Annotated in this window: 23 protein-coding genes; 13 read left to right on the top strand and 10 right to left on the bottom strand. The window is 69.6% G+C overall.

The window, feature by feature from the left end; genetic code table 11:
• The first annotated feature begins 4 nt into the window (after nt 1-4).
• Entirely contained in the window at nt 5-1,120 is a 1,116-nt protein-coding gene (locus ACP699_RS06095; RefSeq protein WP_055864815.1) for a sugar-binding protein, read from the top strand.
• A 114-nt stretch (nt 1,121-1,234) separates the two neighbouring features.
• Here ACP699_RS06095 and ACP699_RS06090 read toward each other — a convergent pair whose 3' ends face one another.
• Nucleotides 1,235-2,092 carry a MurR/RpiR family transcriptional regulator gene (locus ACP699_RS06090; protein ID WP_055873608.1) on the bottom strand — a complete coding sequence of 286 codons (858 nt, stop codon included), beginning with the start codon at nt 2,090-2,092 and terminating at the stop codon, nt 1,235-1,237.
• Between the two features lie 98 nt (nt 2,093-2,190).
• On the opposite strand from ACP699_RS06090, the gene ACP699_RS06085 reads away from it, so the two are divergent.
• The 3 genes from ACP699_RS06085 to ACP699_RS06075 are packed head-to-tail and all read left to right on the top strand — an operon-like array spanning nt 2,191 to nt 4,715.
• Nucleotides 2,191-3,084, top strand: a complete 894-nt coding sequence (locus ACP699_RS06085) for a BadF/BadG/BcrA/BcrD ATPase family protein (protein WP_426170012.1) — start codon at nt 2,191-2,193, stop codon at nt 3,082-3,084.
• Nucleotides 3,074-4,009 (top strand): N-acetylmuramic acid 6-phosphate etherase, encoded by a 936-nt coding sequence (gene murQ, locus ACP699_RS06080; protein WP_055873602.1) that lies wholly within the window; start codon nt 3,074-3,076, stop codon nt 4,007-4,009. The genes ACP699_RS06085 and murQ overlap by 11 nt, the downstream gene beginning before the upstream one ends.
• A 40-nt stretch (nt 4,010-4,049) precedes the next feature.
• Nucleotides 4,050-4,715: an SDR family oxidoreductase gene (locus tag ACP699_RS06075; RefSeq protein ID WP_055873600.1), complete on the top strand. Its 666-nt coding sequence runs from the start codon at nt 4,050-4,052 to the stop codon at nt 4,713-4,715.
• Nucleotides 4,716-4,796: 81 nt separating this feature from the next.
• Here the strand turns inward: ACP699_RS06075 and ACP699_RS06070 are convergent, their stop codons facing one another.
• Both ACP699_RS06070 and ACP699_RS06065 read right to left on the bottom strand, forming a co-directional pair.
• Nucleotides 4,797-6,785 carry a primary-amine oxidase gene (locus tag ACP699_RS06070; protein WP_055873597.1) on the bottom strand — a complete coding sequence of 663 codons (1,989 nt, stop codon included), beginning with the start codon at nt 6,783-6,785 and terminating at the stop codon, nt 4,797-4,799.
• A gap of 103 nt (nt 6,786-6,888) precedes the next feature.
• A complete protein-coding gene (locus tag ACP699_RS06065) occupies nt 6,889-7,473 on the bottom strand; it encodes a TetR/AcrR family transcriptional regulator (RefSeq protein ID WP_055873594.1) in 585 nt (194 codons plus the stop codon).
• A 66-nt stretch (nt 7,474-7,539) separates the two neighbouring features.
• Between ACP699_RS06065 and ACP699_RS06060 the strand changes: the two genes are divergently transcribed.
• Complete coding sequence (locus tag ACP699_RS06060; RefSeq protein WP_055873591.1) at nt 7,540-8,082, top strand: hypothetical protein; 543 nt, start codon at nt 7,540-7,542, stop codon at nt 8,080-8,082.
• Nucleotides 8,083-8,093: 11 nt separating this feature from the next.
• Here the strand turns inward: ACP699_RS06060 and ACP699_RS06055 are convergent, their stop codons facing one another.
• The 6 genes from ACP699_RS06055 to ACP699_RS06030 are packed head-to-tail and all read right to left on the bottom strand — an operon-like array spanning nt 8,094 to nt 14,155.
• Nucleotides 8,094-9,311 (bottom strand): multidrug effflux MFS transporter, encoded by a 1,218-nt coding sequence (locus ACP699_RS06055; protein WP_235563107.1) that lies wholly within the window; start codon nt 9,309-9,311, stop codon nt 8,094-8,096.
• Nucleotides 9,308-10,291 (bottom strand): alpha/beta hydrolase, encoded by a 984-nt coding sequence (locus ACP699_RS06050; protein ID WP_426170004.1) that lies wholly within the window; start codon nt 10,289-10,291, stop codon nt 9,308-9,310. Before ACP699_RS06050 ends, ACP699_RS06055 begins: the two co-directional genes overlap by 4 nt.
• Nucleotides 10,288-11,286 carry an alpha/beta hydrolase gene (locus ACP699_RS06045; RefSeq protein WP_055873582.1) on the bottom strand — a complete coding sequence of 333 codons (999 nt, stop codon included), beginning with the start codon at nt 11,284-11,286 and terminating at the stop codon, nt 10,288-10,290. The genes ACP699_RS06050 and ACP699_RS06045 overlap by 4 nt, the downstream gene beginning before the upstream one ends.
• Nucleotides 11,287-11,318: 32 nt before the next feature.
• Entirely contained in the window at nt 11,319-12,278 is a 960-nt protein-coding gene (locus tag ACP699_RS06040; protein ID WP_055873579.1) for an aldo/keto reductase, read from the bottom strand.
• 8 nt (nt 12,279-12,286) lie between these two features.
• Nucleotides 12,287-13,399 (bottom strand): zinc-binding dehydrogenase, encoded by a 1,113-nt coding sequence (locus tag ACP699_RS06035; RefSeq protein WP_055873576.1) that lies wholly within the window; start codon nt 13,397-13,399, stop codon nt 12,287-12,289.
• Nucleotides 13,400-13,420: 21 nt separating this feature from the next.
• Nucleotides 13,421-14,155 carry an SDR family NAD(P)-dependent oxidoreductase gene (locus tag ACP699_RS06030; RefSeq protein ID WP_055873573.1) on the bottom strand — a complete coding sequence of 245 codons (735 nt, stop codon included), beginning with the start codon at nt 14,153-14,155 and terminating at the stop codon, nt 13,421-13,423.
• 98 nt (nt 14,156-14,253) lie between these two features.
• On the opposite strand from ACP699_RS06030, the gene ACP699_RS06025 reads away from it, so the two are divergent.
• A complete protein-coding gene (locus tag ACP699_RS06025; protein ID WP_426169997.1) occupies nt 14,254-15,216 on the top strand; it encodes an aldo/keto reductase in 963 nt (320 codons plus the stop codon).
• A 6-nt stretch (nt 15,217-15,222) separates the two neighbouring features.
• Here the strand turns inward: ACP699_RS06025 and ACP699_RS06020 are convergent, their stop codons facing one another.
• Complete coding sequence (locus tag ACP699_RS06020) at nt 15,223-15,603, bottom strand: DUF4259 domain-containing protein (protein ID WP_055873567.1); 381 nt, start codon at nt 15,601-15,603, stop codon at nt 15,223-15,225.
• Nucleotides 15,604-15,745: 142 nt separating this feature from the next.
• Between ACP699_RS06020 and ACP699_RS06015 the strand changes: the two genes are divergently transcribed.
• The 7 genes from ACP699_RS06015 (at nt 15,746) to ACP699_RS05985 (ending at nt 23,851) form a co-directional block, all read left to right on the top strand.
• Entirely contained in the window at nt 15,746-17,086 is a 1,341-nt protein-coding gene (locus ACP699_RS06015; protein WP_426169993.1) for a DUF222 domain-containing protein, read from the top strand.
• Nucleotides 17,087-17,324: 238 nt separating this feature from the next.
• The gene (locus tag ACP699_RS06010) at nt 17,325-18,854 is read left to right on the top strand and encodes an ABC transporter substrate-binding protein (protein ID WP_426169990.1); all 1,530 of its coding nucleotides are present in this window, start codon (nt 17,325-17,327) and stop codon (nt 18,852-18,854) included.
• 76 nt (nt 18,855-18,930) lie between these two features.
• Nucleotides 18,931-19,872 carry an ABC transporter permease gene (locus ACP699_RS06005; protein ID WP_426169987.1) on the top strand — a complete coding sequence of 314 codons (942 nt, stop codon included), beginning with the start codon at nt 18,931-18,933 and terminating at the stop codon, nt 19,870-19,872.
• Nucleotides 19,869-21,653: a dipeptide/oligopeptide/nickel ABC transporter permease/ATP-binding protein gene (locus ACP699_RS06000; protein ID WP_426169984.1), complete on the top strand. Its 1,785-nt coding sequence runs from the start codon at nt 19,869-19,871 to the stop codon at nt 21,651-21,653. Before ACP699_RS06005 ends, ACP699_RS06000 begins: the two co-directional genes overlap by 4 nt.
• Nucleotides 21,650-22,483 (top strand): ATP-binding cassette domain-containing protein, encoded by an 834-nt coding sequence (locus ACP699_RS05995; RefSeq protein WP_055873555.1) that lies wholly within the window; start codon nt 21,650-21,652, stop codon nt 22,481-22,483. The genes ACP699_RS06000 and ACP699_RS05995 overlap by 4 nt, the downstream gene beginning before the upstream one ends.
• Nucleotides 22,484-22,530: 47 nt before the next feature.
• Complete coding sequence (locus ACP699_RS05990; RefSeq protein WP_017828786.1) at nt 22,531-23,118, top strand: TetR/AcrR family transcriptional regulator; 588 nt, start codon at nt 22,531-22,533, stop codon at nt 23,116-23,118.
• 34 nt (nt 23,119-23,152) lie between these two features.
• Nucleotides 23,153-23,851: an alpha/beta fold hydrolase gene (locus ACP699_RS05985; RefSeq protein WP_426169979.1), complete on the top strand. Its 699-nt coding sequence runs from the start codon at nt 23,153-23,155 to the stop codon at nt 23,849-23,851.
• Nucleotides 23,852-23,914: the final 63 nt, after the last annotated feature.

Genomic DNA, 23,914 nt, shown 5'->3' with positions numbered 1-23,914 from the left:
TCACATGAAGAAGATTCTTCTGTCGGCGACAGCGCTTGTCGTCGCGGGCGCCTTCGCCCTCACCGGCTGCTCCTCGGAGCGCGGCGGTGACACCGGCTCCGGGTCGGGGGACGAGGCCAAGGGCTTCGCCGCTGATGCCACTATCGGTGTCGCCCTTCCTGACAAGACCTCCGAGAACTGGGTTCTCGCCGGTCAGCTGTTCACCGACGGCCTGAAGAAGGCCGGATTCAAGCCCGACGTGCAGTACGCACCGGCCAGCAACACGGTCGCCGAGCAGCAGAACCAGATCCAGGCGATGGTCACCGGTGGCGCCAAGGTCATCATCATCGGTGCGAAGGACGGCAAGCAGCTGTCGACGCAGGTCGAGGCAGCCCGCGACGCCGGCGTCACCGTCATCGCGTACGACCGTCTGATCGAGAACACCGAGGCCGTGGACTACTACGTCGCCTTCGACAACTTCAAGGTCGGCCAGCTGCAGGGCCAGGCGCTGCTCGACGGTCTCGCCGAGCGCGCGGGCCACGAGGCGCCGTACAACATCGAGCTGTTCTCGGGTTCGCCGGACGACGCCAACGCTCCCGTGTTCTTCAACGGCGCGATGGACGTGCTCCAGCCGAAGATCGATGACGGCACGCTCAAGGTCGTCTCCGGTCAGACCGAGATCTCCCAGACGGCGACCGAGGGCTGGAAGGCCGAGAACGCTCAGCGCCGCATGGACTCGATCCTCACGTCGACCTACGGTTCCGAGACGCTCGACGGCGTCCTCTCGCCGAACGACACGCTCGCCCGCGCCATCATCACCTCGGTGCAGGGAGCAGGCAAGCCGGTCCCGGTCGTCACGGGTCAGGACTCCGAGGTCGAGTCCGTCAAGTCGATCATGGAGGGCATCCAGTACTCCACGATCAACAAGGACACCACGCTCCTCGTCGAGCAGTCGATCAAGATGGTCGGCCAGCTCCAGAAGGGCGAGGAGGTCGACGTCAACGACACCGAGCAGTACGACAACGGCGTGAAGGTCGTCCCGGCCTACCTGCTCGACCCGATCATCGTCACCAAGGAGAACGCGGCCGAGGCATACGCCAACGTCCCGAGCCTCCTCGAGATCGTGAAGTCGTACCAGTAATCCGGATGCTCCTTCGAGGAACACCCCACAGCACCTCGCTGTGACCGAGAGCCACTCTGACCTTCGGGTCAGGGTGGCTCTCTCGTGTGCGGGCCGTGTCCGTCGCCGTGTTCGTCAGCCGCGGAGTGCGCGCGTCGCCTGACCCGTGCGCTGCAGGGCATCGACGGTCTCGGCGTACCGGCGTTTGGCGACACCGAGGAACAGGCAGTCGACGAGCGTGAGCTGCGCGATGCGGCTCACCATGGCGCCTGCGCGGAAGGTCGACTCGCGCACCTCCGTGAAGAGCGGGTGATCGGCCGCGCGGGTGAGGGGGGAGTCCTTCGCCGACGTGACGGCGATCGTGGTGGCGCCGCTGGTACGCGCCGTCTCCAGGAACCGCACGGTTTCGAGCGTCGAACCGGAGTGGGAGAAGCCGATCGCGACGGTCGATGCGGTCGGCAGCACGGAGACGGCGACGGCCTCGTGCGGATCGGCGGGAATATGCGCGTTCCGTCCGACGCGGAGGAGCTTGTGGGCGAGATCCTCCGCGACGAACCGGCTGGCGCCGAGCCCGTAGAGGATGATGCGCTCGGCCCCGTCGATCGCGTCCACTGCCGCTTCGAGCACGGTGAAGTCGAGTCGGGCGACGGTCTCCTCGATCGCCAGCAGTTCGAGCGCCGCCACCTTCGACACCGCCTCCTGCAGGGTGTCTGCGTCGGAGATCTCCGACCCATAGGCGCCGCGTGCGGAGAACTGGGCGGCCTCCTTGCCGAGCTCGGCGGCCAGGGCCATGCGCAGCGGGGCGTAGCCGCTGAAGCCGATCGCCCGGCAGAAGCGCACGACCGAAGCGACCGAGGTGTCGCATTCCGCGGCCAGCTCGTTGATCGTGTTGTCGATCACGACGGAGGGGTTCTCGCGGACGACCAGCGCGATACGGGCCAGCGACGGCGTCAGCGTGGAAGCGGCGGCTTCGATCGTCGACTGGATGCTCATCGGTTCTCCGTCTGCTCGGTGTAAATTCTTTTTGCAGAGTCTACTTCGCATGTAGTCTCTTTTCACCACCTGTTTTCCACCGATCCCCGGGAGAGTCGATGAGCGCGAAGACGACCGCATCCGTCGATCTCGGCAAGTCCCGGTGCCGCGTCGTGATCGCCCGCGACGGCGAGCGGGTCGCGCGCGCCGGCGTCGGAGCTCCCGGGCTCGCCGCAGCGGGCGGGGTGGAGAGTGCACTCGAGGCGATTCTCCCGCTTCTGGGGAGTGACCGCCTCGACCTGATCGGGGTGGGCGCCGCGGGCGCCTGGCTGGCACCGCATGCGGCGCAGGAACTGTCGTCCCGGCTCGCCGCAGCGAGCGGTGCCGCGGTGGCCGTCGCCTCCGATGTGGTCACCGCTCACGCCGGTGCACTCGCCGGTGCCGGGGGAGTGCTCCTCATCGCGGGAACCGGAGCGGCGGCCCTCGGCGTCGACGCCGATGGCGCGCGACTCGTCGACGGCTGGGGTCCGGAACTCGGCGACTTCGGCAGCGGCTCGTGGCTCGGGCGCGAGGCCTTGCGTGCCGTGCTGCGTGCGGACGACGCCCTGGGCACCCGCACCGCCCTCACCGCGGCGATCGCGCAGCCGGTGGGTGCGCCATCCGACATCCAGGCCTGGCTCGCCCAGCGCGAACCCCTCCCTCGACGCCTCGCGACGCTCGCACCTCTCGTGCTGGATGCCGCTGCCGACGGCGATGCGGTCGCCGGCGAGATCGTGGCCGAGGGGATCCGACTCCTCACCGCGACGGCTGTCGCCGCATCCACCCGCACCGCCGACGTGGTGATCCACGGCGGCCTCACCGACCACGCGTGGTTCCGCGCGTCATTGACCTCTTCCCTGCAGACCGCCGGACGCACGATCGTGCCCGCGAGCGGCGATGCACTCGACGGCGCGCTGCTGCTCGCGCGCCGCACCGACCTCCCCCACGAAAGGTTCGTCCACCGTGCCGAATGACGATTCCCGCCTGGCCACCCTCCTCTCCGTGCTCGAGCGCCTCGACACCGAGGCCTCGACGACCGATCGCGGCGACCTCGACCTGCTGGGCACCGCCGAGCTCGTGCGACGCATGAACGCGGAGGATCGGCGGGTGCCGGAGGCCGTCGCCGAGCGGGCGGAGGAGATCGCCATCGTGGTCGACGGCATCACGGAACGGTTCCGCCGCGGCGGACGCCTCATCTACATCGGCGCGGGCACGGCCGGGCGCATCGGCGTTCTGGATGCGAGCGAGTGCCCGCCGACCTTCGGCACCGACCCGTCGATGGTGGTCGGGCTGATCGCGGGGGGCGAGACGGCGATCCGCTCCGCCGTGGAGAATGCCGAAGACGATGACGCGGCCGCGGAAGCCTCGCTGCGCGAGCTCGGTCTCTCGGAGAACGACACGGTGGTGGGCATCTCCGCCTCCGGCCGCACGCCCTACGTCGTGGGAGGGCTGACCTACGCCCGCAGTGTCGGTGCGTTCACCGCGGCTATCGCCTCGAACGCCGGTTCCGACATCGGTGCGGCCGCGGAGGTCGCGATCGAGGTCGTCACCGGCCCCGAGTTCATCTCCGGCTCCACGCGCCTCAAGTCGGGGACGGCGCAGAAGCTCGTCGTCAACATGCTGACGACGCTGTCGATGATCAACCTCGGCAAGACCTACCGCGGCGTCATGGTCGATCTGCTGGCCACGAACGAGAAGCTGCATGCCCGCTCGATCCGCACGGTGTCGCAGCTCGCCGGCGTCGACATCGACCAGGCTGCGGCGGCGCTGCAGGCGGCGGACGGTTCGGTCAAGCTCGCGCTGCTGATGCTCGCCGCCGACGCGACGCCGCAGGACGCGGCCGCAGCCCTCCACGAGGCCGACGGCATCCTCCGCGACGCGATCGCCGCGCTCGCCTGAGGGCGATGCGAGCGCCCGGGGAGTCCGATACGGTGTGCGGATGCCCCTTGCTCTGATCACCGGCGCCGCGCGTGCCGACAGCATCGCCGCCGGCATCGCTCCTCGTCTGCGCGCCGCCGGTTGGAACGTCGTCACCAGCGACCTGCACGACGCCGATCACATCGCCGACCTCGCCACGCCCGAGGGGCCAGAGACCCTGATGGCTGAGGTGAACGCAGCCCACGGCCCGGTCTCGGCACTCATCCTGAGTCATGCGCACGATGTGGAATCCGGCATCCTCGACACGACGGCCGAGAGCTTCGATCGGCACGTCGCCGTGAACGCGAGGGCGAGTCTGCTGCTGATCGCGGCCTTCGCGCGGCAGGTGGGCGACGGCGGAGGTGCGATCGTGGCGCTCACCAGCGACCACGTGACCGGCAACCTCCCCTACGGGGCCTCCAAGGGCGCTCTCGACCGGCTCGTGATCTCGGCGGCCCGCGAGCTCGGCCCGCGCGGCATCTCGGCGAACGTGCTCAACCCCGGGCCCATCGACACCGGCTGGATGGACGACGAGACGCGCCGCGGGCTGGCGGAGATGACACCGCTCGGGCGTCTCGGGCGCCCCGGCGATATCGCGGCCGTGGTGGAGTTCCTCGTGTCGGAGGAAGGGCGCTGGATCTCGGGGCAGCTGCTGCAGTCGGACGGCGCGTTCTCGGCGAGGTACTGAGCCGCGGGGCAGGCGCGGACTCGACGCGCAGAGGCGGCGAGACCGGGGTCTCTGTGCGCCTGCCCCGGGCGGGCATCCGACTCAGTGCGCGCAGGTGCAGGTGTCTCCGCCGCAGCATGCGCTCGCCGTCGCGCCGCGGTGCGCCTGCGACGCCTCCGGTACATCCATGGCCGGGTTCTGGTCGAGGAATCCGGCTGGCTTGAACCAGAATCCGGCGTAGTCGACGGGCATGATGGGCCAGTCCTCCGGCCGCGGGAAGTGCGTCAGACCGAAGGTGTGCCACAGCACGATGTCCTGGCCGTCGATGTCGCGGTCGGCGGCGGCGTACTCGGGCAGCCCGGCTCCGCCCTGGTGCGCGTTCGGATACCGACCGGCCGGCCAGATCTGCCCCGCCTCGAAGCGCGTCGCCCAGAGGTGCTTCGTCGCGAAGGCGGCACGCGCGGCGACGGAGGACTGCGGGTCGGCCATGAGCAGTGCCGTGGGCTGCGGCACCAGGTGGTACGCGGTGGGTCGGCCGACGTGGTTCGTGTGGGACGCGCTCTGCACCTCCCACACCCGCGCGACCGAGGAATCGGCCTCGCGCTGCGCCTCGTTCTCGGTGTGCAGAGTCGTCTCCGACCAGGTGAAGGCGTTGCCGAAGGGGTTCTCGGGGCCCATCGGCACGCGTTGGGCGTCGATCTCGACGAGCCGGTTGTCCTCGCCGTCGATCGCGACGTCGAGCCGTGCGCAGAAGAGGTGCTGGTGCACGGGGGCGAACACGCCGGGGGCCAGCTCCGTCGCATGGCGCTGGCGCACCCCGGGCTCGCCGGCGCTGGCGAAGACGATCCCCGTGGCCTTGGCTACGACCTCGATCGACCCGTCCAGGCCGAAGTTCCAGTAGAACCCGTAGTCGTAGTTGCCGATCGTGGAGAAGTACGAGACCACGAACCGGCGGGAACGCCGCACGTCGGAGCGCCCGGCCAGATCGGTGTGCTTCCAGAGGATGCCGTAGTCCTCCTCGTGCATGCAGATCGCGTTCGGGATGCGCACGGGGTGTCCGTGGTCGTCGGCGACGTAACCGTCGAGGTAGCGGATCACGCCCAGGCAGTCGCAGCCGAGCTCGAGGTGGTTCGCGTTCTTCCCGAGCAGGTACTCACCCGCGTCGAAGTAGCTGATCCAGAAGCGGCCGGGCGCGGTGTCGCCGTAGGGGACGACCATCTCGGGCACGCTCGCCCTGCTCAGCACCGATCGCCCCTGGAAGGTGACATCGTGCAGCACGAGGCCTTCGCGCGCGTTGAAGTCCACGCGCATCGACCAGCCCTCCCACTCCACGAGCGAACCCGTGACGGCGAAGCTCGGCCCCTCGGGCTGGGTGATCTCGATCGGCTTCAGGGTGGTGCGCGCCTCGCCCTGCACCTCGGGGTAGTAGTTGCCGTGGCCGGCGGGAACGGGCACATCGCCGTGGTCCTCGACGCGGATCACGCTGTTCGCGGTGAGGTCGATGTGCACGATGAGTCCCTCGACCGGGTGCGCCCAGGGAGAGTCCTGCTCGTCGTACTTGAGGAAGGTCAGGGAGCGGATCACGCGTCGTCCGACCTCGTCGGCACGGCCCGTGTATCCGGGAGCGAGCGGCCCGCAGAAAGCGAGCGCCATGTGCTCTTCGAGGCCGCGGCGCTTCATCGCGGCCTGCCACTGCGGTGACGCCTTGGCGATGGCCTCGGCGCGCTCGTACTCCTCGAACAGGTACTGCGGCTGCCCGTAGGGCGGGGCGTCGTTCGGGACCCGCTGCGTGTGCAGCACCTCGCCCCGGGTGATCGAGACGATGGCTTCGGTGGCGACGCCGGTGGCGATGTCGAGCAGGGTGACGTCGACGCGGCGATCGATGGGGGAGCCGGGCGTCCAAGTCGCGAGCTCCTCCTTGCGGGGTTCGTCGGGCAGGAGCATCGGCACCCGGGTGGTCTCGGTCATCAGGCCCGCGGCGTCGAGCACGGCGCGGGCGGCCGCGATCTCTGCACCCGTGAGGGGATCATGGGGGTGCGGGGCGGCGATCTTCTCGATCGACACGGGCTGCGGAGCGTGGTGGGACATCATCGACCTCACTATTTTCGAGCGATTGCTCAATAAACGGGTTGGCATGATGATACGACGGACCGTCCGACGCCCGCAACGGGAGATTCGCGGGCGGGGAACTCCGTCAGGCCCGCCAGGGAGCGAGCGCCACCTCGAGCACCGCGAGGTGGGCGGCCGGCGTCTGCGGCTCCGTGACCTCGACGATCTGCTGTCCGTAGGTGATGGAGCGCAGCAGCGTCACGATCGCCTCGGTGGGGGTGTCCGTGCGCAGCTCACCGTCTTCGACCGCCTCCCGCAGGGCGAGTCGCGTCGTGTCCTGCCAGGTGGCGAGCGTGGGGGAGCCGGCGTCTGGTGTCGGCGCGAGCGCGGCCAGGCGCCCCCAGAATCCGACCACGACATGGGCTTCGGTGCGGGTGCGCTCGTCGACCGGGAGCACTTCGCGCATGAGCGCGTGCAGTCGGTCGAGCCCGCGGCGGTCGGCCGTCGCCTCGGCGATGCGCGCCTCGGTGCGGCGGGTCACCTCGGCCGCAGCCGCACGCATGACCTCGTCGAAGCCGTCGAAGTAGTGCCAGAGCGAGCCCGTGGCGACGCCGAGTTCCTTCGCCACGGCACGCGAAGACACGCTCTCGTGTCCGTCGCGGGCGGCGACGGCCAGCAGCGCCTCGGCGATCTGCCGGCGGCGCTCATCATGGTCGACGATGCGAGGCACGCACCCATCTTGTCGCATCGCGCACAGGTATAGCTATATTGAGCGAGCGCTCAATATACTTCCGGCGTGGATCACCTCATCGTTGCGGTGCCGTGGCTGATGGCCGCGGCCGCGATCGTCTCGGCCGTCGCCGGCGTGGCTGCCTGGCGCGCCGTGCCGTGGCAGGGGCGGCAGAGCGTGCTCGTCATGGCGGCGGCGATGTTGGCACTCGCCGCGACCGCCGGGCGCCACCCCGTGCTCGAGCTGGCGCTGGGGGTGGTTCTGCTGGGATCCGGCATGGTCGGGACCATGGGCGTTCGCGGCACCGCATCGGCGGCCCCGTGCTGTCACCGCGCTCTGGTCTCTCTGGTGATGGCGATGTGCGCGTTCCACGGAGCCGCCGGACCCGTCGCCGCGGTGGGTTCAGCGACGGTGACAGGACACGGCGGCCACGGGCTCTCCGGCATGCTCTCGGTGCTGCTCTTCGCGGGCGTCGGCGCGGTGGCACTGTGGACCATCGTCGCGGAGTGGTTCGTCGCTCCGGTGCACCACGGTCGCACGGCGCGCCTGCTCCGCATCGAGTCGTGGGCGATGACCGCCGGTGTCGCGGTGATGTGCCTGGGATTCTGACGGAGGGGCCGTCACCCCGCGGCGGCTGGGCGCACGAACAGCCAGGCGGCGACCGCGGCGACCGCCGCCGCTGCGGTCATCGTCACCGCCATCGTGACGGCGTTCGTACCACCGATCCCTGCGGCGACCGGCGCGAGCACCGGACCGAACAGGAACGTCGACATCCCGAGCAGAGCCGAAGCCGTGCCCGCTCGTGCGCCGTGGTGGGCGAGGGCGAGGGTCTGCCCGTTGGGCCCGCCGAGCCCTGAGCACAGCATGAATCCGATCAGCGCGGCGACGACTCCCGCGACGCCCACGTCGGCGAGCGCGAGCACCAGGAAAGCCGTCGCGGCGATCAGCGTGGCCGAGATGCCCCCGAGGTACACCCGCAGCGGTCCCCACCTGCTCACGACGAGACGGCTGAGCTGACTGCCGACGATGCTCGCGAGAGCTCCCGCCGCGAAGGCGAGGCTGAACGACTGCGGACTCAGGCCGAACTCGTCCTGCAGCACGAACGACGACATGGACAAGTAGGTGAAGAAGGCGATTCCACCCCCGGCCGCCGCGCACAGCACCGCGACGAAGAGCCGATCGCGCAGGACCGCTCCGGTGTGGATGCGGAGGGTGCGCAGGCCGCCGCCGTGCCGGGTCGCGACGGGCAGCGTCTCCGGCAGGGCGAAGACGACGACCAGCAGCAGCACGACGCCCACGGCGCTGAGCACGCCGAAGATCCCGCGCCAATCCATGATCCGCGCGAGCTGACCTCCGACGACGGGCGCGATGATCGGCGCCGTTCCCGAGACCAGGAACAGCAGCGACAGCATCCGTGAGAGCTCCACGCCCTCGAACTGGTCCCGGGCGATCGCGAGGCAGATCACGATGCCCGCAGATCCCGCGAGTCCCTGCAGAAAGCGCGCGAGCAGCAGCAGCTCGATGTTCGGGGCGAGCGCGCACGCCAGGGAGAGGACGGCGAAGACGGCGACGCCGACCATCAGGGGGAGCCGTCTGCCCCATCGGTCGCTGAGGGGTCCGGCGACGAGCTGACCGAGCCCGAGCCCGATCATGCACGCCGACATCGTGGCCTGAGCGAGTGCCTCCGTGGTGCCGAGCGAGGCGGCGAGCTGCGGCAGCTGCGGCAGATACAGGTCCATCGACAGAGGGCCGAACGCCTCGAGCATGCCGAGCACGAGCATCGCGTGCACCGTGCCCATCCGCGGCCGCGAGGGCTCCCCGGGAACGGGAGTGCTCATCCTTCCAGGTGCAGCGTGCGCCGCAGCCAGCTCGCGCGCGCGGCGTCGGCCGCCTGCGAGACCTCGGCGTCGGGGGAGAAGCCGGAGAAGCCGTGGTAGCCGCCCGCCCACACATGCAGCTCGGCCTGTCCGCCGGTGGCCCAGATGCGCGTGGCGTAGTCGACCGCTTCGTCTCGGAAGGTCTCGGCCGCCCCGACCTCGATGAACGCGGGAGCGAGGCCGGACAGATCGACGGCGCGCGCGGGGGCGGTGTAGGGCGATACCCGATCGGTGCCGCGGTCCTCGCCGGCGATCGCCTCCCACGCGGTGTGGTTGTTGTGGCGATCCCAGGCTCCGAACCCGTCGTACTGACGACTCGAGACGGTGTCGTTGCGGTCGTCGAGCATGGGGCATCCCAGCAGCTGTCCGGCCAGGCGCGGACCCCCTCGGTCTCGGGCGAGCAGCGCGACGGCGGCGGAGAGACCACCGCCCGCGCTCATGCCGGACGCGATGATGCGGTCGGGGTCGATGCCCAGGTCCTCCGCGTGCGCCGCCATCCACTCCAGCGCCGCATAGCAGTCCTCGGCCTGTGCCGGCCCCGGGTGCTCGGGGGCGAGGCGGTACTCGACCGCGACGCCGATCACCCCGTATCGCTCGGCCAGGTCGATGAGCTCGGAGGTGCCGAAGAACCGGGTGCCCAGCACCATCCCGCCGCCGTGGATCGACAGCACGGCGGGGGCCGGACCGTTCGCCGGCGTGGTGGGCCGCACGATCGTGATCTCAATGTCCGGGGCTCCGGAGGGGCCGGATACGGTCCGGTCCTCCCACGTGATCGCGCGCCCGTCGGCCTGCCCCGACATGGGCGGGATGATGGTCGCGAAGTGATCGCGATTCGCGTGGATGGTGTCGGCGCGCAGCGGGATGATCTCGACCATGTCGACGAAGGCCGCGAGACCGGCGACGAGCTCGGGATCGTAGGGGACCGGTGGGTGGGCGGTCATCGGGCGGCCCGCCAGATCCGTCGCAGCCAGGAGGCGCGCGCGGCGAGGGCGGCGCGGGAGATCTCGGCATCGGGCATGTACATGTCGAAGCCGTGCGCGCCGCCGCCCCACACGTGCAGCTCGGCCTGTCCGCCGGTGGCCCAGATGCGCAGGGCGTACTCGGTGTCCTCGTCGCGGAAGGCCTCGGCCTCTCCGACCTCGATGAAGGCGGGCGGCAGGCCCGAGAGGTCGGCCGCGCGGGAGGGGGCGGCATGCGCGGGTGCCTCGGGGCTGAAGGCGAGATCGTCGCCGAGCACGCACGACCACGCGAGCAGGTTCAGCTCCCGCTGCCACGTGCCGATGCCGTCGTACTGCCGGCTCGACACCGTGGTGTTGGTGTTGTCGATCATCGGGCACAGCAGCAGCTGTCCCGCCATCGCCGGGCCCCGTCGGTCGCGTGCCATCAGCGCGACGGCGGCGGTGAGTCCGCCCCCAGCACTCCCGCCCCCGACGACGATGCCCGCAGGATCGATGCCGAGATCGTTCGCGTGCGCATGCACCCAGACGAAGGCGGCGTAGCAGTCCTCCACTCCGGCGGGGTAGGGGTCTTCAGGGGCGAGACGGTACTCGACGTTCACGGCCACCACGCGGTGCTGCGCGACGATGTCGACCACGCGCCCGGTCTCCCATGAGCGGTGACCGACGATCATCCCGCCGCCGTGGATGTTGATGAAGCCGGGAAGCACCTCGGCGCGGGTTCCGGTCGGCCGGAAGATCGTGATCTCGATGTCGGGAGCCCCGGCAGGGCCGGGGATCACGCGGTCCTCCCACTCGATGTCACGGCCGGCGATGACGGTGTCGTTGTCGGGGAACATCCGGTCGGCGCCCTCGCGCGGCAGCGCGTCGCGGGTCAGGGGCGGCTGAGGATCCTTCGCGATCTCATCCAGCACGGCCTGCACCTCGGGATCGAAGGGCACGGGGGTGACGGTGGGACGTCCGGCGGCGGTGGCGGTCATGGAACTCCTTGTGCGAGCGGTGGCGGGGCGGTTCAGGGGCCTTCGGGGTCGACGATGCCGCGGTCCGCCCAGAACGGTGCGACCAGTCGACGCAGTTCTGCGACGCCGACACGATCGACCAGGTCGACGGCCGCGAGGTTCGCGCGCAGCTGGGCGACGCTCGACGCCCCGAACAGCGTCGTCGTGAGCGCCGGGTGCGTGAGGGTGAAGGCGATGCCGAGCTGCGCCGGAGACGCGTCGAGCGAATCCGCGAGTGCCGCGAACGCCGGGACATCGGCGAGGATACGCCCGCGGATGTCGCCGGGGTCGCGACCGATCTGGCGGTCGCCGTTCACCTTGCCCGCCAGGATGCCGCCTTCGAGGCAGTCCGAGGCCTGCAACGTCAATCCCTGCTCCCACAGGCCGGCGAAGGGCGCTCCGTCCGGGATGGCACGTCGCGAGACGCTGTACTTCAGCTGCGCGATCTGCGGGCCGGGCACGTCTTCGTCCGTCGCGATGTCGATCAGTGCCTGGATGCTCGATGCCGACCAGTTGTTCACTCCCCAGGCACGGATGATCCCGGCATCGGTCAGGCGTGCGAGATCGAGCACGAGGTCGCGCAGATCCAGGTCGTCACGGCGCAGGTCTCCCAGGATCACGAGGTCGGCGTGCTCGACGCCCACGCGCATCAGGGCGTTGTCGAGCTGGGGGCGAAAGCCCTCCGCGTCGAACGTCTCGAGCCAGAGCTTCGACGACAGCAGCCACTCCTCACGGTCGAGGCCCGCCGCGCGCACCATGGCCGAGAAGATCACGTCGGTGAACACCGGTGGGGCACCCGGTGCGGAGTAGACCCCGACATCGAAGAGGTTCACGCCGCGATCCACGGCCTCGCGGAGCATGGCCACCGCGTCGGCGAAGTCCATCCGGTCATAGGTGTGCCAGGAGCCGAGCGAGAACAGCGAGGAGTGCAGGCCGCTGCGCCCGATCTCACGGCGCGGAAGGGGAGTGGTCATGGTCGTCCTCACAGACTCGGGTCGATGACGGCCTTGACCTCATCGAGATGGTGCATGCGGGCGATCTTCGCCGAGGCCTCCGCGAGGCCGACGGGGGCGCTGAAGAGGTCATCCCACGGGAAGCGGTCGGCGAACGCCGCGAAGAAGTCGACGGCCCTGGCGTAGTCGGAGATGTCGCCGTTGAGGGATCCCACGACAGTGAGCTCCTTGCCCATGATCGTGCTGAGGGCGAATCCGTCTCCTGCCGGTCCGGTCGAACCGACGATCGCGATCGTGCCGCGCTGGGCGGCCATCCCGACGGCGTCCGGTCCCACCCCTGGGGCCCCGGCGAAGTCGAAGACGTGGTCGGCGCCGCGTCCGTTCGTCAGCTCCAGGACCTGGTCGACCACGGGACCGTCGCGGAAGTCGACGACGACGTCTGCGCCGAAGCGCCCGGCCAGCTCCAGGCGCGCGGACGGTGCTCCGACGGTGATCACCTGGCCGGCGCCGGCGATCTTCGCGACGGCGGTGGCGAAGATGCCCAGGGCCCCGGAGCCCTGGATCACGACGCTCGATCCCGGGCGGATGCGTCCGGCACGCTCGAACGCGCGGAGCACGGTCTTGGCGGCGCATCCCGCCATCGACGCCCACGTGTCCTTGACAGCGGAGGGGAGCAGCAGTTTCGCGGCGCCCGGAGTGACGTAGGCGTAGGCGGAGAGACCCGCGGTGGCGAAGGGGTGCACGTCCGCGCGCTGGAGGAAGCCGTAACCGCGGTGGGCGCACGCCACCGGTTCGCGCAGCACGACGCAGCCGTGGCATTCGCCACAGGTCGATTCCGACCAGCCGATGCGGTCGCCGGGGGAGAGGGTGCGGCCGAGGGCGTCACGGGTGTCGGGGCCGGTGGCGACGATCTCGCCGACCATCTCGTGGCCGAGCACCATGGGGAGCATGCCGGGGAAGGTCATCTTCCCCTCCCAGATCTCGATATCGGTGCCGCACAGGGTCGTGCAGGTGATGCGCACCAGGGCGGCACCGGGTTCGATCTCGGCGGGGAGCGGCAGCTCCTGCAGGGTCAGGGGCTCGCCGTGGGCGGTGAGGACGGCGGCGCGGGTCGTGGTGGGCAGTTCTGCGGTGCGGGTCATGGTGTCGTCTCCGGGGAACGGTCAGACCAGGAGCTGTCCGCCGTCGACGGCGACGCAGACCCCGGTGATGTGGCTTGCGGCGTCGCTCGCGAGGAACAGCACGAGCGGGGTGACCTGGTCGACCTCGGCGATCGAGCCGAGCGGGATGCGCGACTCCCAGGCCGCACGGGCATCGGGGTTCGACGCGAAGTCGGCGGTCAGGGGAGTGAGCACGGGACCGGGGGCGACGGCGTTGACGCGGATCCCCGATCCGGCGAGTTCGATGGCGGCCGTGCGGGTGAGGGCATCGACCGCCGCCTTGGTGGCTTCGTAGTGGCCCAGACCCGGGGTGGGCTGGCGGGCGCCGATCGAGGAGATGTTGACGATCGAGCCGCCGCCGGTCGCCGCGAGCAGGGCGCCGAACGTGCGGAGCATGAGGAAGGTGCCGCGGACGTTGACGCGCAGGGCGGCATCGACGGCCTCGACGGGCACCTCCTGCAGGGTGCCGCCGCCCGCGACGACGCCGGCGTTGTTCACCAGCACGTCGAGTCCGCCCGCGGCGGAGAGTCGATCGGCCGCCGACTGCACGGAGGCTTCGTCGGAGATGTCGAGGTGCACGGCCGTGGCGCCGAGCTCGTTCGCGACGCTCTGCACGGCTTCCGCGTTCACGTCGCCGATGAACACCTCATCCCCGGCCCGTGCGAACGCGGCGGCGATGCCTCTGCCGAGGCCTGAGGCTCCACCGGTGACGAGGATGCGGCGGGGGGATGCGGTCATGTTCGTCCTCACTGACGGGTGCTGCGACGGGGTGACTCCGTTATATTCTACAAACATAGAAAAAACAACCCTGTGTCAGAGAAGACGAAGGAGCCTTCATGCCCGAATCGACATATCCCCGCACGGCACTGCAGGGTGGAGGGGTGCCGGTGCCTCCGCTGGCATTGGGGTCGTGGAACACCTGGGACCGGATGTCGAAGGATGAGGCGGTCGCGCTGATCCGGAGAGCCACGGAGCTCGACGCCGGACTCTTCGACATCGCGTACTACAACATGGGTCCGCATGCCGAGAACTCGAGGACCGACATCCTGTTCGGCGAGGCGCTGCGGGCGAGCGGCGTCGATCGCGACGACATCACCCTGTGCGGCAAGCTGTGGCTGTGGGACTGGCCGAACCAGGGATTTCGCCGACAGCTCGTCGAGTCGCTCGGGCGGGCCGGCCTCGAACGCTTCGACACGGTGGTGGTCGGCGACTACGGGGAGGCGCCCGACATGCCGCGCCTCGTCGTCGAGGTGAACGCGCTGATCTCGGAAGGCCTCGTCGACAGCTGGGGCATCAACAACTGGCAGATCGCCCACACCAGGGAGGCTCTCGAAGAGGCGGAGACGCAGGGGGCTGTCGCACCGGCGTTCGCACAGCTGAAATACGGCATCGCGCGTCGGTCGATGGCCGAGGGGGAGGCGTACGGGGCGTTGTTCGATGCGGGCGTGCTCACCCTGCAGGCGTCCGACGTCTTCGAGGGAGGGATCCTCGCCACCGGCCGGCTGCCCGAGCGGAAGATCGGCGCGGATGTCGGAGGGATCCGTGAGCAGATCGCCGCGATCTACCCCGAGGTCGCGCGGGTGGCCGCCGGATTCGGGGTCACCCCGGCAGCACTGGGCATCGCCTTCTGCCTCTCGAACCCCGCGACCGCGAACGTGCTGTTCGGTGCCTCCCGGCTCGCGCAGCTGGAGCAGAACCATGCGGCACTCGCGCTGGCGCTCGCGCATGGCCCCGAGGTGCGTGCGGCGCTCGCCGGGTGCTGGGTCGACCGTGACGTGCGCGCCGACGGTGTGTGGTGAGGTCGGCTACGCCTCGCGCTCGTGAGCGAGGGCTACGGCACGCTCGAACGTCGAGACGATGACCTGGCGTCGGTCGGTGCGGTAGTCCTCGTCCGGTTCGAGCTCGTCGATGTAGTCGTCCCAGACCCGGATGTACCGGTCTCGCCAGCCCTCGAGCGTGCTGCTCGACGGGAACGTGGCACCCACTCGCCCCGCGGACCCGATGTCGGTGAGGATCTCCAACCACGCGGGAGCCATGGCTCCGCCCCATTCGTCCGGCTGCAGCTCGGTGTCGTCCTCCTCATCGGCGAACACCTCGGTGATCTTCGCGATGAGCTCGTCGGTGATCTCGCTCAGTGCGTCGGCGACCGTGTCGTCGTCGAAGTTTCCCGGTCCCCACGTGCCCATGTCTTCCTCTTCCTGTCGGCTGTTGCGGTCGGACCCAGTGAACCATGTGAGCGTGGTGTCGGGCGGAGGGTCAGCGGCAGAATGCCGGCATTTGTTCGAAGATAAGTTCGAATGTCGAGAGGTGATTCGGTAAAATCGAATCATGTCGAAGCTGGTCGAGTTGCACGAGGCGATGTCCCGCCTCGATGCGGCATGGGCCGACGCCGATGGATCCGGTGAGCTGTCGCGAGAGCAGCTGATCGCCGTGAGCGCATCCATCGGGCTGCTGCAGCGGCGGCTGGATGCGGTGCACATCGAGGTCGCGGCATGCATCTCGCGCGAGTCTCGTCCCGAGTTGGGTGCGGAGGGTCTCGCGAAGCAGCAGGGCTACCGGAATCCGGCGACGTTGATCGCGGCGACCGTCGGCGTCTCGCGTGGCGATGCGACCCGGCTGGTGAAGGTCGGAGAGGCGGTCGCGCCGCGCGAGGATCTCCTCGGGGCGCCTCTGCCGGCGAAGTATCCGAGAGTGCGTGAGGCGCTCGGGTCCGGCGCGCTGAGTGCTCAGGTGGCTGCCGCGATCATCGCCCTGCTGGATCGGTGTCGCGTCTCGGCGGGCCCGGTGCGGGTCGCCGAGGCGGAGTCTCTGCTGGTGGAGAAGGCGGTCGGGCTCGCTCTCGACGACGTGCGCAAGCTGGTCGTGAGGGCCGAGGCGTGGCTGGACCCGGATGGGGTGGAGCCGCGCCTGGAGGAGCAGCGTTCCCGCCGAGCTTTGACCATTCATGAGCGCGACGGGATGGTGCATCTGAACGCCGTCCTCGACGCCGAGACCGCCGCTCCTGTCGTGACGGCCATCCGCGGCTACGTGACCGCCGCGTTCGCCGCGCGAAAGAACGCGGCCGCGCCGGACGCGCCGGACGCCGATCGTCGCACCGTGCCGATGATCCAGGCCGACGCTCTCTCCGTGTTCGCGGGCCACGTTCTCGAGTGCGACGCCCGGGTGCCGTTGGCGGGTGCGACCGTCGTGGTGCGGATGAGCCTCGACGACCTGGAAGCCGGCGCCGGTTCCGCTGAGATCGACGGAATCGAACAGCCGGTCAGTATCGGCGCGGCGCGGCGGATGGCCGCAGGCGGGGGAGTGATCCCCTGCGTGCTCGGTGCGGCGAGCGAAGTGCTCGATTGGGGTCGGGAGAAGCGCCTGTTCACGCGCTCGCAACGGTTGGCGTTGGTCGAGCGGGATGGTGGATGCGCCATGTGTGCGCTGCCGCCCGAGATGACGAAAGCGCATCACATCCGATGGTGGAGTCGAGATCACGGTCCGACGGATCTCTCGAACGGCGTGCTGCTGTGCGAGACCTGCCACCATCGGATCCATGACAACGGGTGGGATATCCGTATCGATGGCGGTGGGAGCCGAGGCAGGGTGTGGTTCCTCCCACCGGCCACGGTCGACCCTGCGCGGGCTCCGCGCCTGGGTGGCAGGGCGCGCTTCGACATCGCTGCCTGAACGCGCTGCCGCCTGCGCGTCTCGCCGGCGACCGGCGCTCCACCATGCCTGCACGCTCGGACAAGCCCGGTGCGCGCCGGGGCATGAGCGGGGCCGCCAGGGAAGCGAAAGGCTCTTGCGCTCTTTTTCCACGCATGTAGACTAACCAGCGCGACACATCGAGGTGACGCCGGATCCGGTCTCCGGTCAGCGGCACTCCGAGCCTTCTTCACCACCCTTGCACCCGAGAGAAGGAACCATGAAACGAATGCCCCTCGCGCTCGCCGCAGCCGTGGCCGCGACCCTCGCGCTCACCAGCTGCAGCGCAGGCGCAACACCCTCCCCGTCCGACGGCAGTGCTGCCGACGGCCCCGACGCCCTCAACATCGGCAACTTCCTCGACGTCACGTCGTGGGATCCCTCGCTCGCCGACATCGGCTTCGACGGCCCCTACCTCTCCGCCGTCTACGATGCCCTGATCGCTCTGGACGCGGACGGCAAGCCGGTCCCTTCCCTCGCGACCGAATGGACCGTCGCCGACGACGACCTCAGCATCGACCTCGACATCCGTACCGACGCCGTGTTCAGCGACGGCACCCCGGTCGACGTCGACGCCGTGATCACGAGCCTCGACTACCTCAAGCAGGGCGCGCGCTCCGGAGAGGCCTATCTGAACGTCTCCGCCTTCGAGAAGGTCGACGACGACACGGTTCGCATCCTCCTCACCCAGCGCGACGACACGATCCTCTACTTCATGGGGCTGGGCCGCAGCTACGTGGTCTCTCCGGCAGCGATCGAGGCGGGAACCCTCGGCAGCGAGCCCATCGGCTCCGGACCCTACGTCCTCGACGGCGACACCAGCATCGCCGGCGCGGAGTACCACTTCACCAAGACCACCGACCACTGGGACGCCGAGGCCTACCCGTTCACCGACCTCGCGATCTTCCCGATCACCGATGCGACAGCGCGGCACAACGCCATGCTCAGCGGCCAGATCAATGTGCAGTACGGCGACGTCGCCAACCTCGAGCAGGCGAAGCAGCAGGGCTGGAACACCGCGGAGCGCGTCTCCGGCTGGGCGGGACTCGTCATCACCGATCACACCGGAGCCAAGAGCGAGCCCCTCGGCAAGCTCGAGGTCCGGCAGGCGCTGAACTACGCGTTCGACGGTGCCGCGATCCTCGCCGCCGTCGGCAGCGGTGCCGGCGTCGCCACCAACCAGGTCTTCCCGGACGGCGGCACGATCAACGATCCCGCCCTCAACGAGACCTACGCCCACAACATGGACAAGGCCAAGAAGCTGCTGGCCGACGCGGGCTACGCCGACGGCTTCGAGATCTCCATGCCGATGTCGCCGATCTTCGAGATGTGGAAGCCCTCGGCCGAGCAGGCGCTCACCGAGCTCGGCGTGAAGGTCACCTGGGACAACATGCAGATGCCGGACTACCAGCTCAACGCGCCGAACTACCCGATGTTCATCTCGTTCCTCGCGATGGACGGCAACGACGTGGCGACGGTCGCGCGCCAGGTGACCAGCGTGCAGTGGTTCAACCCCGCACCCGACTACGCCCAGAACGAGGTCATCGCCCCGCTCGTCGAGAAGGTGCAGACGGAACGCGGCGAGGCGCAGACCGACGCCGTCGAGGAGCTCAACAAGGCGCTCGTCGACCAGGCGTGGTGGTCTGTCTGGTACCAGGCGAACAACATCTACTACACGGCCTCCGGCATCCAGCTGCAGCCCATCGTCGGGATGATGTTCCCCACCCTGCGCTACATCACCCAGGGCTGACGCCCGTCGGGGCGGCCGCGACGTCGGCCGCCCCGGCATCCTCCCCCTCCGACCCCTCCACCCCCGAGAGGTTTCCATGCTTGTGTTCACGGCGAAGCGGGTGCTGTCCGGCATCCTCCTGCTCGTCGCGGTCTCGATCGGCACCTTCTTCCTGGCGCACCTCGCCATCAGCGACCCGACCGCATCGCTCCTCGGTACGACGGCGAGTCCTGCGCAACAGGCGGCGCTGGCCGAGAAGATCGGCCTCGACCGTCCGCTCCTGGTGCAGTTCTGGGACTGGCTGTCGCATGCCGCGCTGCTCGACTTCGGCGTCTCCTGGCGCAACTTCCAGCCGGTCAGCGCGCAGCTCGCGATCAAGGTCCCGGTGACCCTCTCGGTCGTGACCTTCGCGACGCTCATTACCGCGGTGGTCGGCATCGCCTTCGGCATGATCACGGGTCTGCGCCCCGGCACCTGGTTCGACCGCGTCATCAAGGGCATCTCCGTCGTGCTGTTCGCGCTCCCCGGCTTCTGGGTCAGCCTCGTGCTGGTGATGTGGCTCGCGGTGCAGCTGAAGTGGTTCCCCGCAGTGGGCTACGTGCCCCCGACGCAGTCCGTCGATGGGTGGCTGCGCTCCATCACCCTCCCGGCGATCTCGCTGGCGCTGGGCGGCATCGTCGCCGTCGCGGAGCAGCTGCGCAACGCCGTCATCGCGCAGAGCAGGCAGGACTGGGTGCGCACGCTGCGCAGCCGGGGACTCTCGACCGCCCGCGTGAACCTGCACATCCTCCGCAACGCCTCACCCGCGACGCTCACGGTGATCGCGCTGATGTTCGTCGGACTCCTCTCCGGCGCGATCGTGGTCGAGCAGATCTTCAGCCTCCCCGGTCTCGGCCAGCTCACCAACCAGTCCTCGCAGAACGGCGACATCCCGATGCTCCTCGGCATCACGGTCATCTCCGTCGTCTTCGTCGTCCTCATCAACCTCCTGCTCGACCTCGTGCTCGGCTGGATCAACCCGAAGGTGCGCGTCGCATGACCACGACAGACATCCGCGTCGCCTTCGATCGGGCAGCACAGAAGCGCCGATCGAGCCTGTTCCGGCGCTTCCTCCGCCACCCCGGCGGCTACATCCCGCTCGCGATCTTCGTCCTCATCGTGCTCGTCGGCATCTTCGCGCCGCTGCTCGCGCCGATGGATCCGAACTTCGTCGATCTGTCCGCCGCCAAGGCCGCGCCGGGGCCGGAGCATCTGCTGGGTGGCGACTCCACCGGTCGGGACATCCTCAGCCGCCTCATCTACGGCACCCGCACCACGCTCTGGGGCGCGCTCATCACGATCGTGACCGCACTCGTGATCGGCGTGCCGGCCGGCGTCGCCGCCGGCTACTTCGGGGGAGCGTTCGACAGGGCCGCCACCTGGATCAGCGATGCGCTCCAGTCGATCCCCGGCATGATCATCCTGCTCGTCGTCGCCGCCGGCTCCCGCAACAACTTCGAACTGCTGATGGCCACGGTGGGTGTCTTCATGGTGCCGGGCTACTTCCGCATCGCCCGCTCGCAGACGCTCGCCGTGCGCGGCGAGCCCTACATCGACGCGGCGCGCGTCTCCGGTCTGTCAGACGGGCGGATCATCTTCCGCCACGTGATCACGGCCGTGTACCCGCCCGTCATCATCCAGACGGCCCTGACCGCCGGGATCGCGATGGGCATGCAGGCAGGGCTCCAGTTCCTCGGCATCGGCGACTCGAACGTCCCGAGCTGGGGCGCCATGATGCTCGAGGGCTTCCGACTCATGCTCACGTACCCGCTCATGCTGCTGTGGCCGTCGGCCGCGCTCGGACTCACGATCGCCGTGCTCGCGATCATGGGGTCGACCCTCGCAGAGCTCGTGCAGGTGCGGACGCCCCGGGTCGCCCGGCGAAAGCGCGATGAGGTCGCAGCGATGCCCGTCAGTGCTCCGACCGGCAGCGCTCACCACTCGGCGGAGGGGTCCGCGCTGCGGGTCGAGAACCTCCGCGTCGTGCACGCCACGCCGACCGAGGAGACGGAGGTCGTGCACGGCGTGACCCTCGACGTCGCGCCGGGCGAGGTGGTCGGCATCGTCGGCGAATCGGGATCCGGCAAGTCGCAGACCGTGTTCTCCGTGCTCGATCTCCTCCCCGCGACGGGGCGCGCCACCGCCGACGCCATCTGGGTGGGCGGGGTCGATGTCACATCGTCGACCCCGAAGCAGCGCCGGGCCCTGCTCGGGCGGACGATCGGCTACGTGCCGCAGGAGCCGATGAGCAACCTCGATCCGTCGTACACGATCGGTCATCAGCTCATCGAACCGCTGCGCCGCACACAGGGGCTGAGCAGGTCGGCCGCGAAGGAGCGCGCACGCGCGATGCTCGTGCGCGTCGGCCTCACCGACCCGGACCGGGTGATGCGCAGCTACCCGCACCAGGTGTCCGGGGGGATGGCGCAGCGCGTGCTGATCGCCGGTGCCATCGCCGGCAAGCCCTCACTCCTCGTGGCCGACGAACCCACCACGGCGCTCGATGTCACGGTGCAGGCCGAGGTGCTCGAGCTGCTGCGCGAGCTGCAGGCGGAGTACGGCATGGCCCTTCTCATCGTCACGCACAACTTCGGCGTCGTGGCCGACATCTGCGACCGCGTGATCGTGATGCGCAGCGGCGACATCGTGGAGTCCGGTCCCGTCGACGCCCTGTTCGCCTCCCCGGCCGAGCCGTACACGAGGGAGCTCATCGCCGCCTCGCTCGACGACGCCGTCGGCCGAGACGAACTCGACCGCACCACGACGGGAGTCCCCGCATGAGCCCCCTCCTCGAAGTGAACGACCTCGTCGTGGAGTACGGCCGCGGACGGCGGGCGTTCCGCGCCCTGCGCGGCGTCTCTCTCGACATCGCACCGGGGGAGTGCCTCGGCCTGGTCGGGGAGTCGGGATCGGGCAAGTCCACGCTCGGCAAGGCCATCCTCGGGCTGGCTCCGGTCACCGCCGGCAGCATCCGCTTCGACGGGCAGGAGATCAGCCGTCTGAGCCATCGCGCGCGCCGAGCGCTCGCCGACGACGTGCAGGTCGTGTTCCAGGACCCCTACGGCTCGCTGAATCCGGCGATGACGATCGGAGACATCCTCGCCGAGCCCCTTCTCACGACGGGGATCGGCGCCAGGGCCGCCGAGACGAAGGTGCGGGAGATGCTCGATCGCGTGCGCCTCCCGTCGGCGGCCATGGATCGCTATCCGAGCGAGTTCTCCGGTGGGCAGAGGCAGCGAGTGGCCATCGCCCGTGCGCTGGTGCGCGGCCCGCGCCTGGTCGTGTGCGACGAGCCCGTGAGCGCGCTCGACCTCACGACCCAGGCGACGATCCTCGATCTGTTCATCGAGCTGCAGCGCGACACCGGCGTGGCCTACCTGTTCGTCTCGCACGACCTCGGCGTCGTGCGCAGAGTCTGCCATCGGGTGGCCGTGATGTATCGCGGCGAACTCGTCGAAGTCGGTGCCGGGGAGCAGGTCACCCGCGCTCCGCAGCATCCGTACTCCGAGCGGCTCCGTCTGGCATCGCCCGTCGCCGATCCGGCTGCGCAACGCGAGCGCCGTGCCCAGTGGCTCGCTCTGCGGGAGGTGCGCGATGCGGCGGTACGGTAGCTCCAGGCCGGAACACTCCACGCAGCAGAATCGGCCGGAAGGACGTCATGCCGAAGATCATCGACCACGACCAGCGTCGACGGGACATCGTCGACGTGGCCAAGAGCATCATCCTGAAGGGCGGGTTCGAGGCGGCGACGATGCGCAGCATCGCGGCCGAGGCCGGATTCGCGAACGGAGCGCTGAAGCACTACTTCCCCGGGAAGGAGAGCATCGTCGCCGCCACGTTCGAGACGGTGCTGCTCGAGCACGACACCTGGCTCCAGCAGTCGATCTCCGAGGGTGCGACGCCCGAGCGGATGCTGCAGCAGGTGCTCGAGGGCACGCTGCCCAGCAGCGTCGGCGAGATCGCGAGCGGGCGGGTGCTCCTCGCGCTGTGGGAGTACGCGATGTCGAACGATCAGCTCACGGAGCTGTACCGCACGCACCTCGGGCGGTGGCACGCGATGCTCGTCGAGCGGATGGAGGCGGCGCGCGATGCGGGCGCCATCCGCGATCAGGACTACGCGGCACTCGCGAACGAGTTCATCTCGGTCGCCGTGGGGGCGACCGTGATCAACCTCATGTATCCCGAGGGCGAGCGCATCGCCGACTATCAGGACTACATCCAGCAGTTCCTGGCGCGACTGCGCTGATCGCGAGGCGCCGCATTCGAGAGAAAGGCGTCTCATGACCGTGTCCCTGTCCGTCACCCACCGCCCCGGCCAGGGGCGTCCTGTCGCGTTCCTGCACGGCCTCGCCTCGCGGGGTTCCGTGGACTGGCCGGATCGGGAGTGGGAGGGTGTGCTCGGAGAGCGCCCGCGTATGGTGATCGATCTGCCGGCGCACGGCGACAGTGTCGCGCTCGGCTCCGCGACGACATCGGTCGTGCTCGACACCATCGCATCGTCCATCGGTGCGGAAGAGGTCGACCTGGTCGGCTACTCGCTCGGGGCACGGCTCGCGTGGGACCTGGCCCACCACCCCGGTGTCGCGGTCCGACGGCTGGTGCTCGGTGGACTCAGCGCGGGGGAGCCCTTCGCGTTCGTCGATCTTCCGGCGGCTCGAGCGGCTCTCGCGGGCGCCCGCTCGCCCCGGGACCCGCTCACGGGCATGATCGTCCAGATGGTGTCGATGCCCGGAAATCGTCCTGCCGACCTGCTCTCGCTGATCGAGGGCCTGGCGGCGGAGCCCTTCGTCCCCGGCCACAGCGCGCCCGCCGTGCCCGTCCTGCTGCTCGGCGGGGCGGACGACGAGATGGCGGCGGGGATCGATGATCTCGCCGCGATGCTCCCCGATGCGCGAGCGCGGCGCGTGCCGGGCGATCATCTCTCGGCCCTGCACACAGCGGAGTTCCGCAGGGCTGCGCAGGAGTTCCTCGCGGCGTGAGCCCCCTCTCGCGGCCGGCTCTTTCATGACTTTTATTTCCAACATTTGTAGACAAATTGAAAG

The organism is Microbacterium sp. DWRC1-3 (assembly GCF_049896645.1).
Lineage (GTDB): Bacteria > Actinomycetota > Actinomycetes > Actinomycetales > Microbacteriaceae > Microbacterium > Microbacterium maritypicum.
This window is presented reverse-complemented; position numbering and strand designations above follow the sequence as displayed.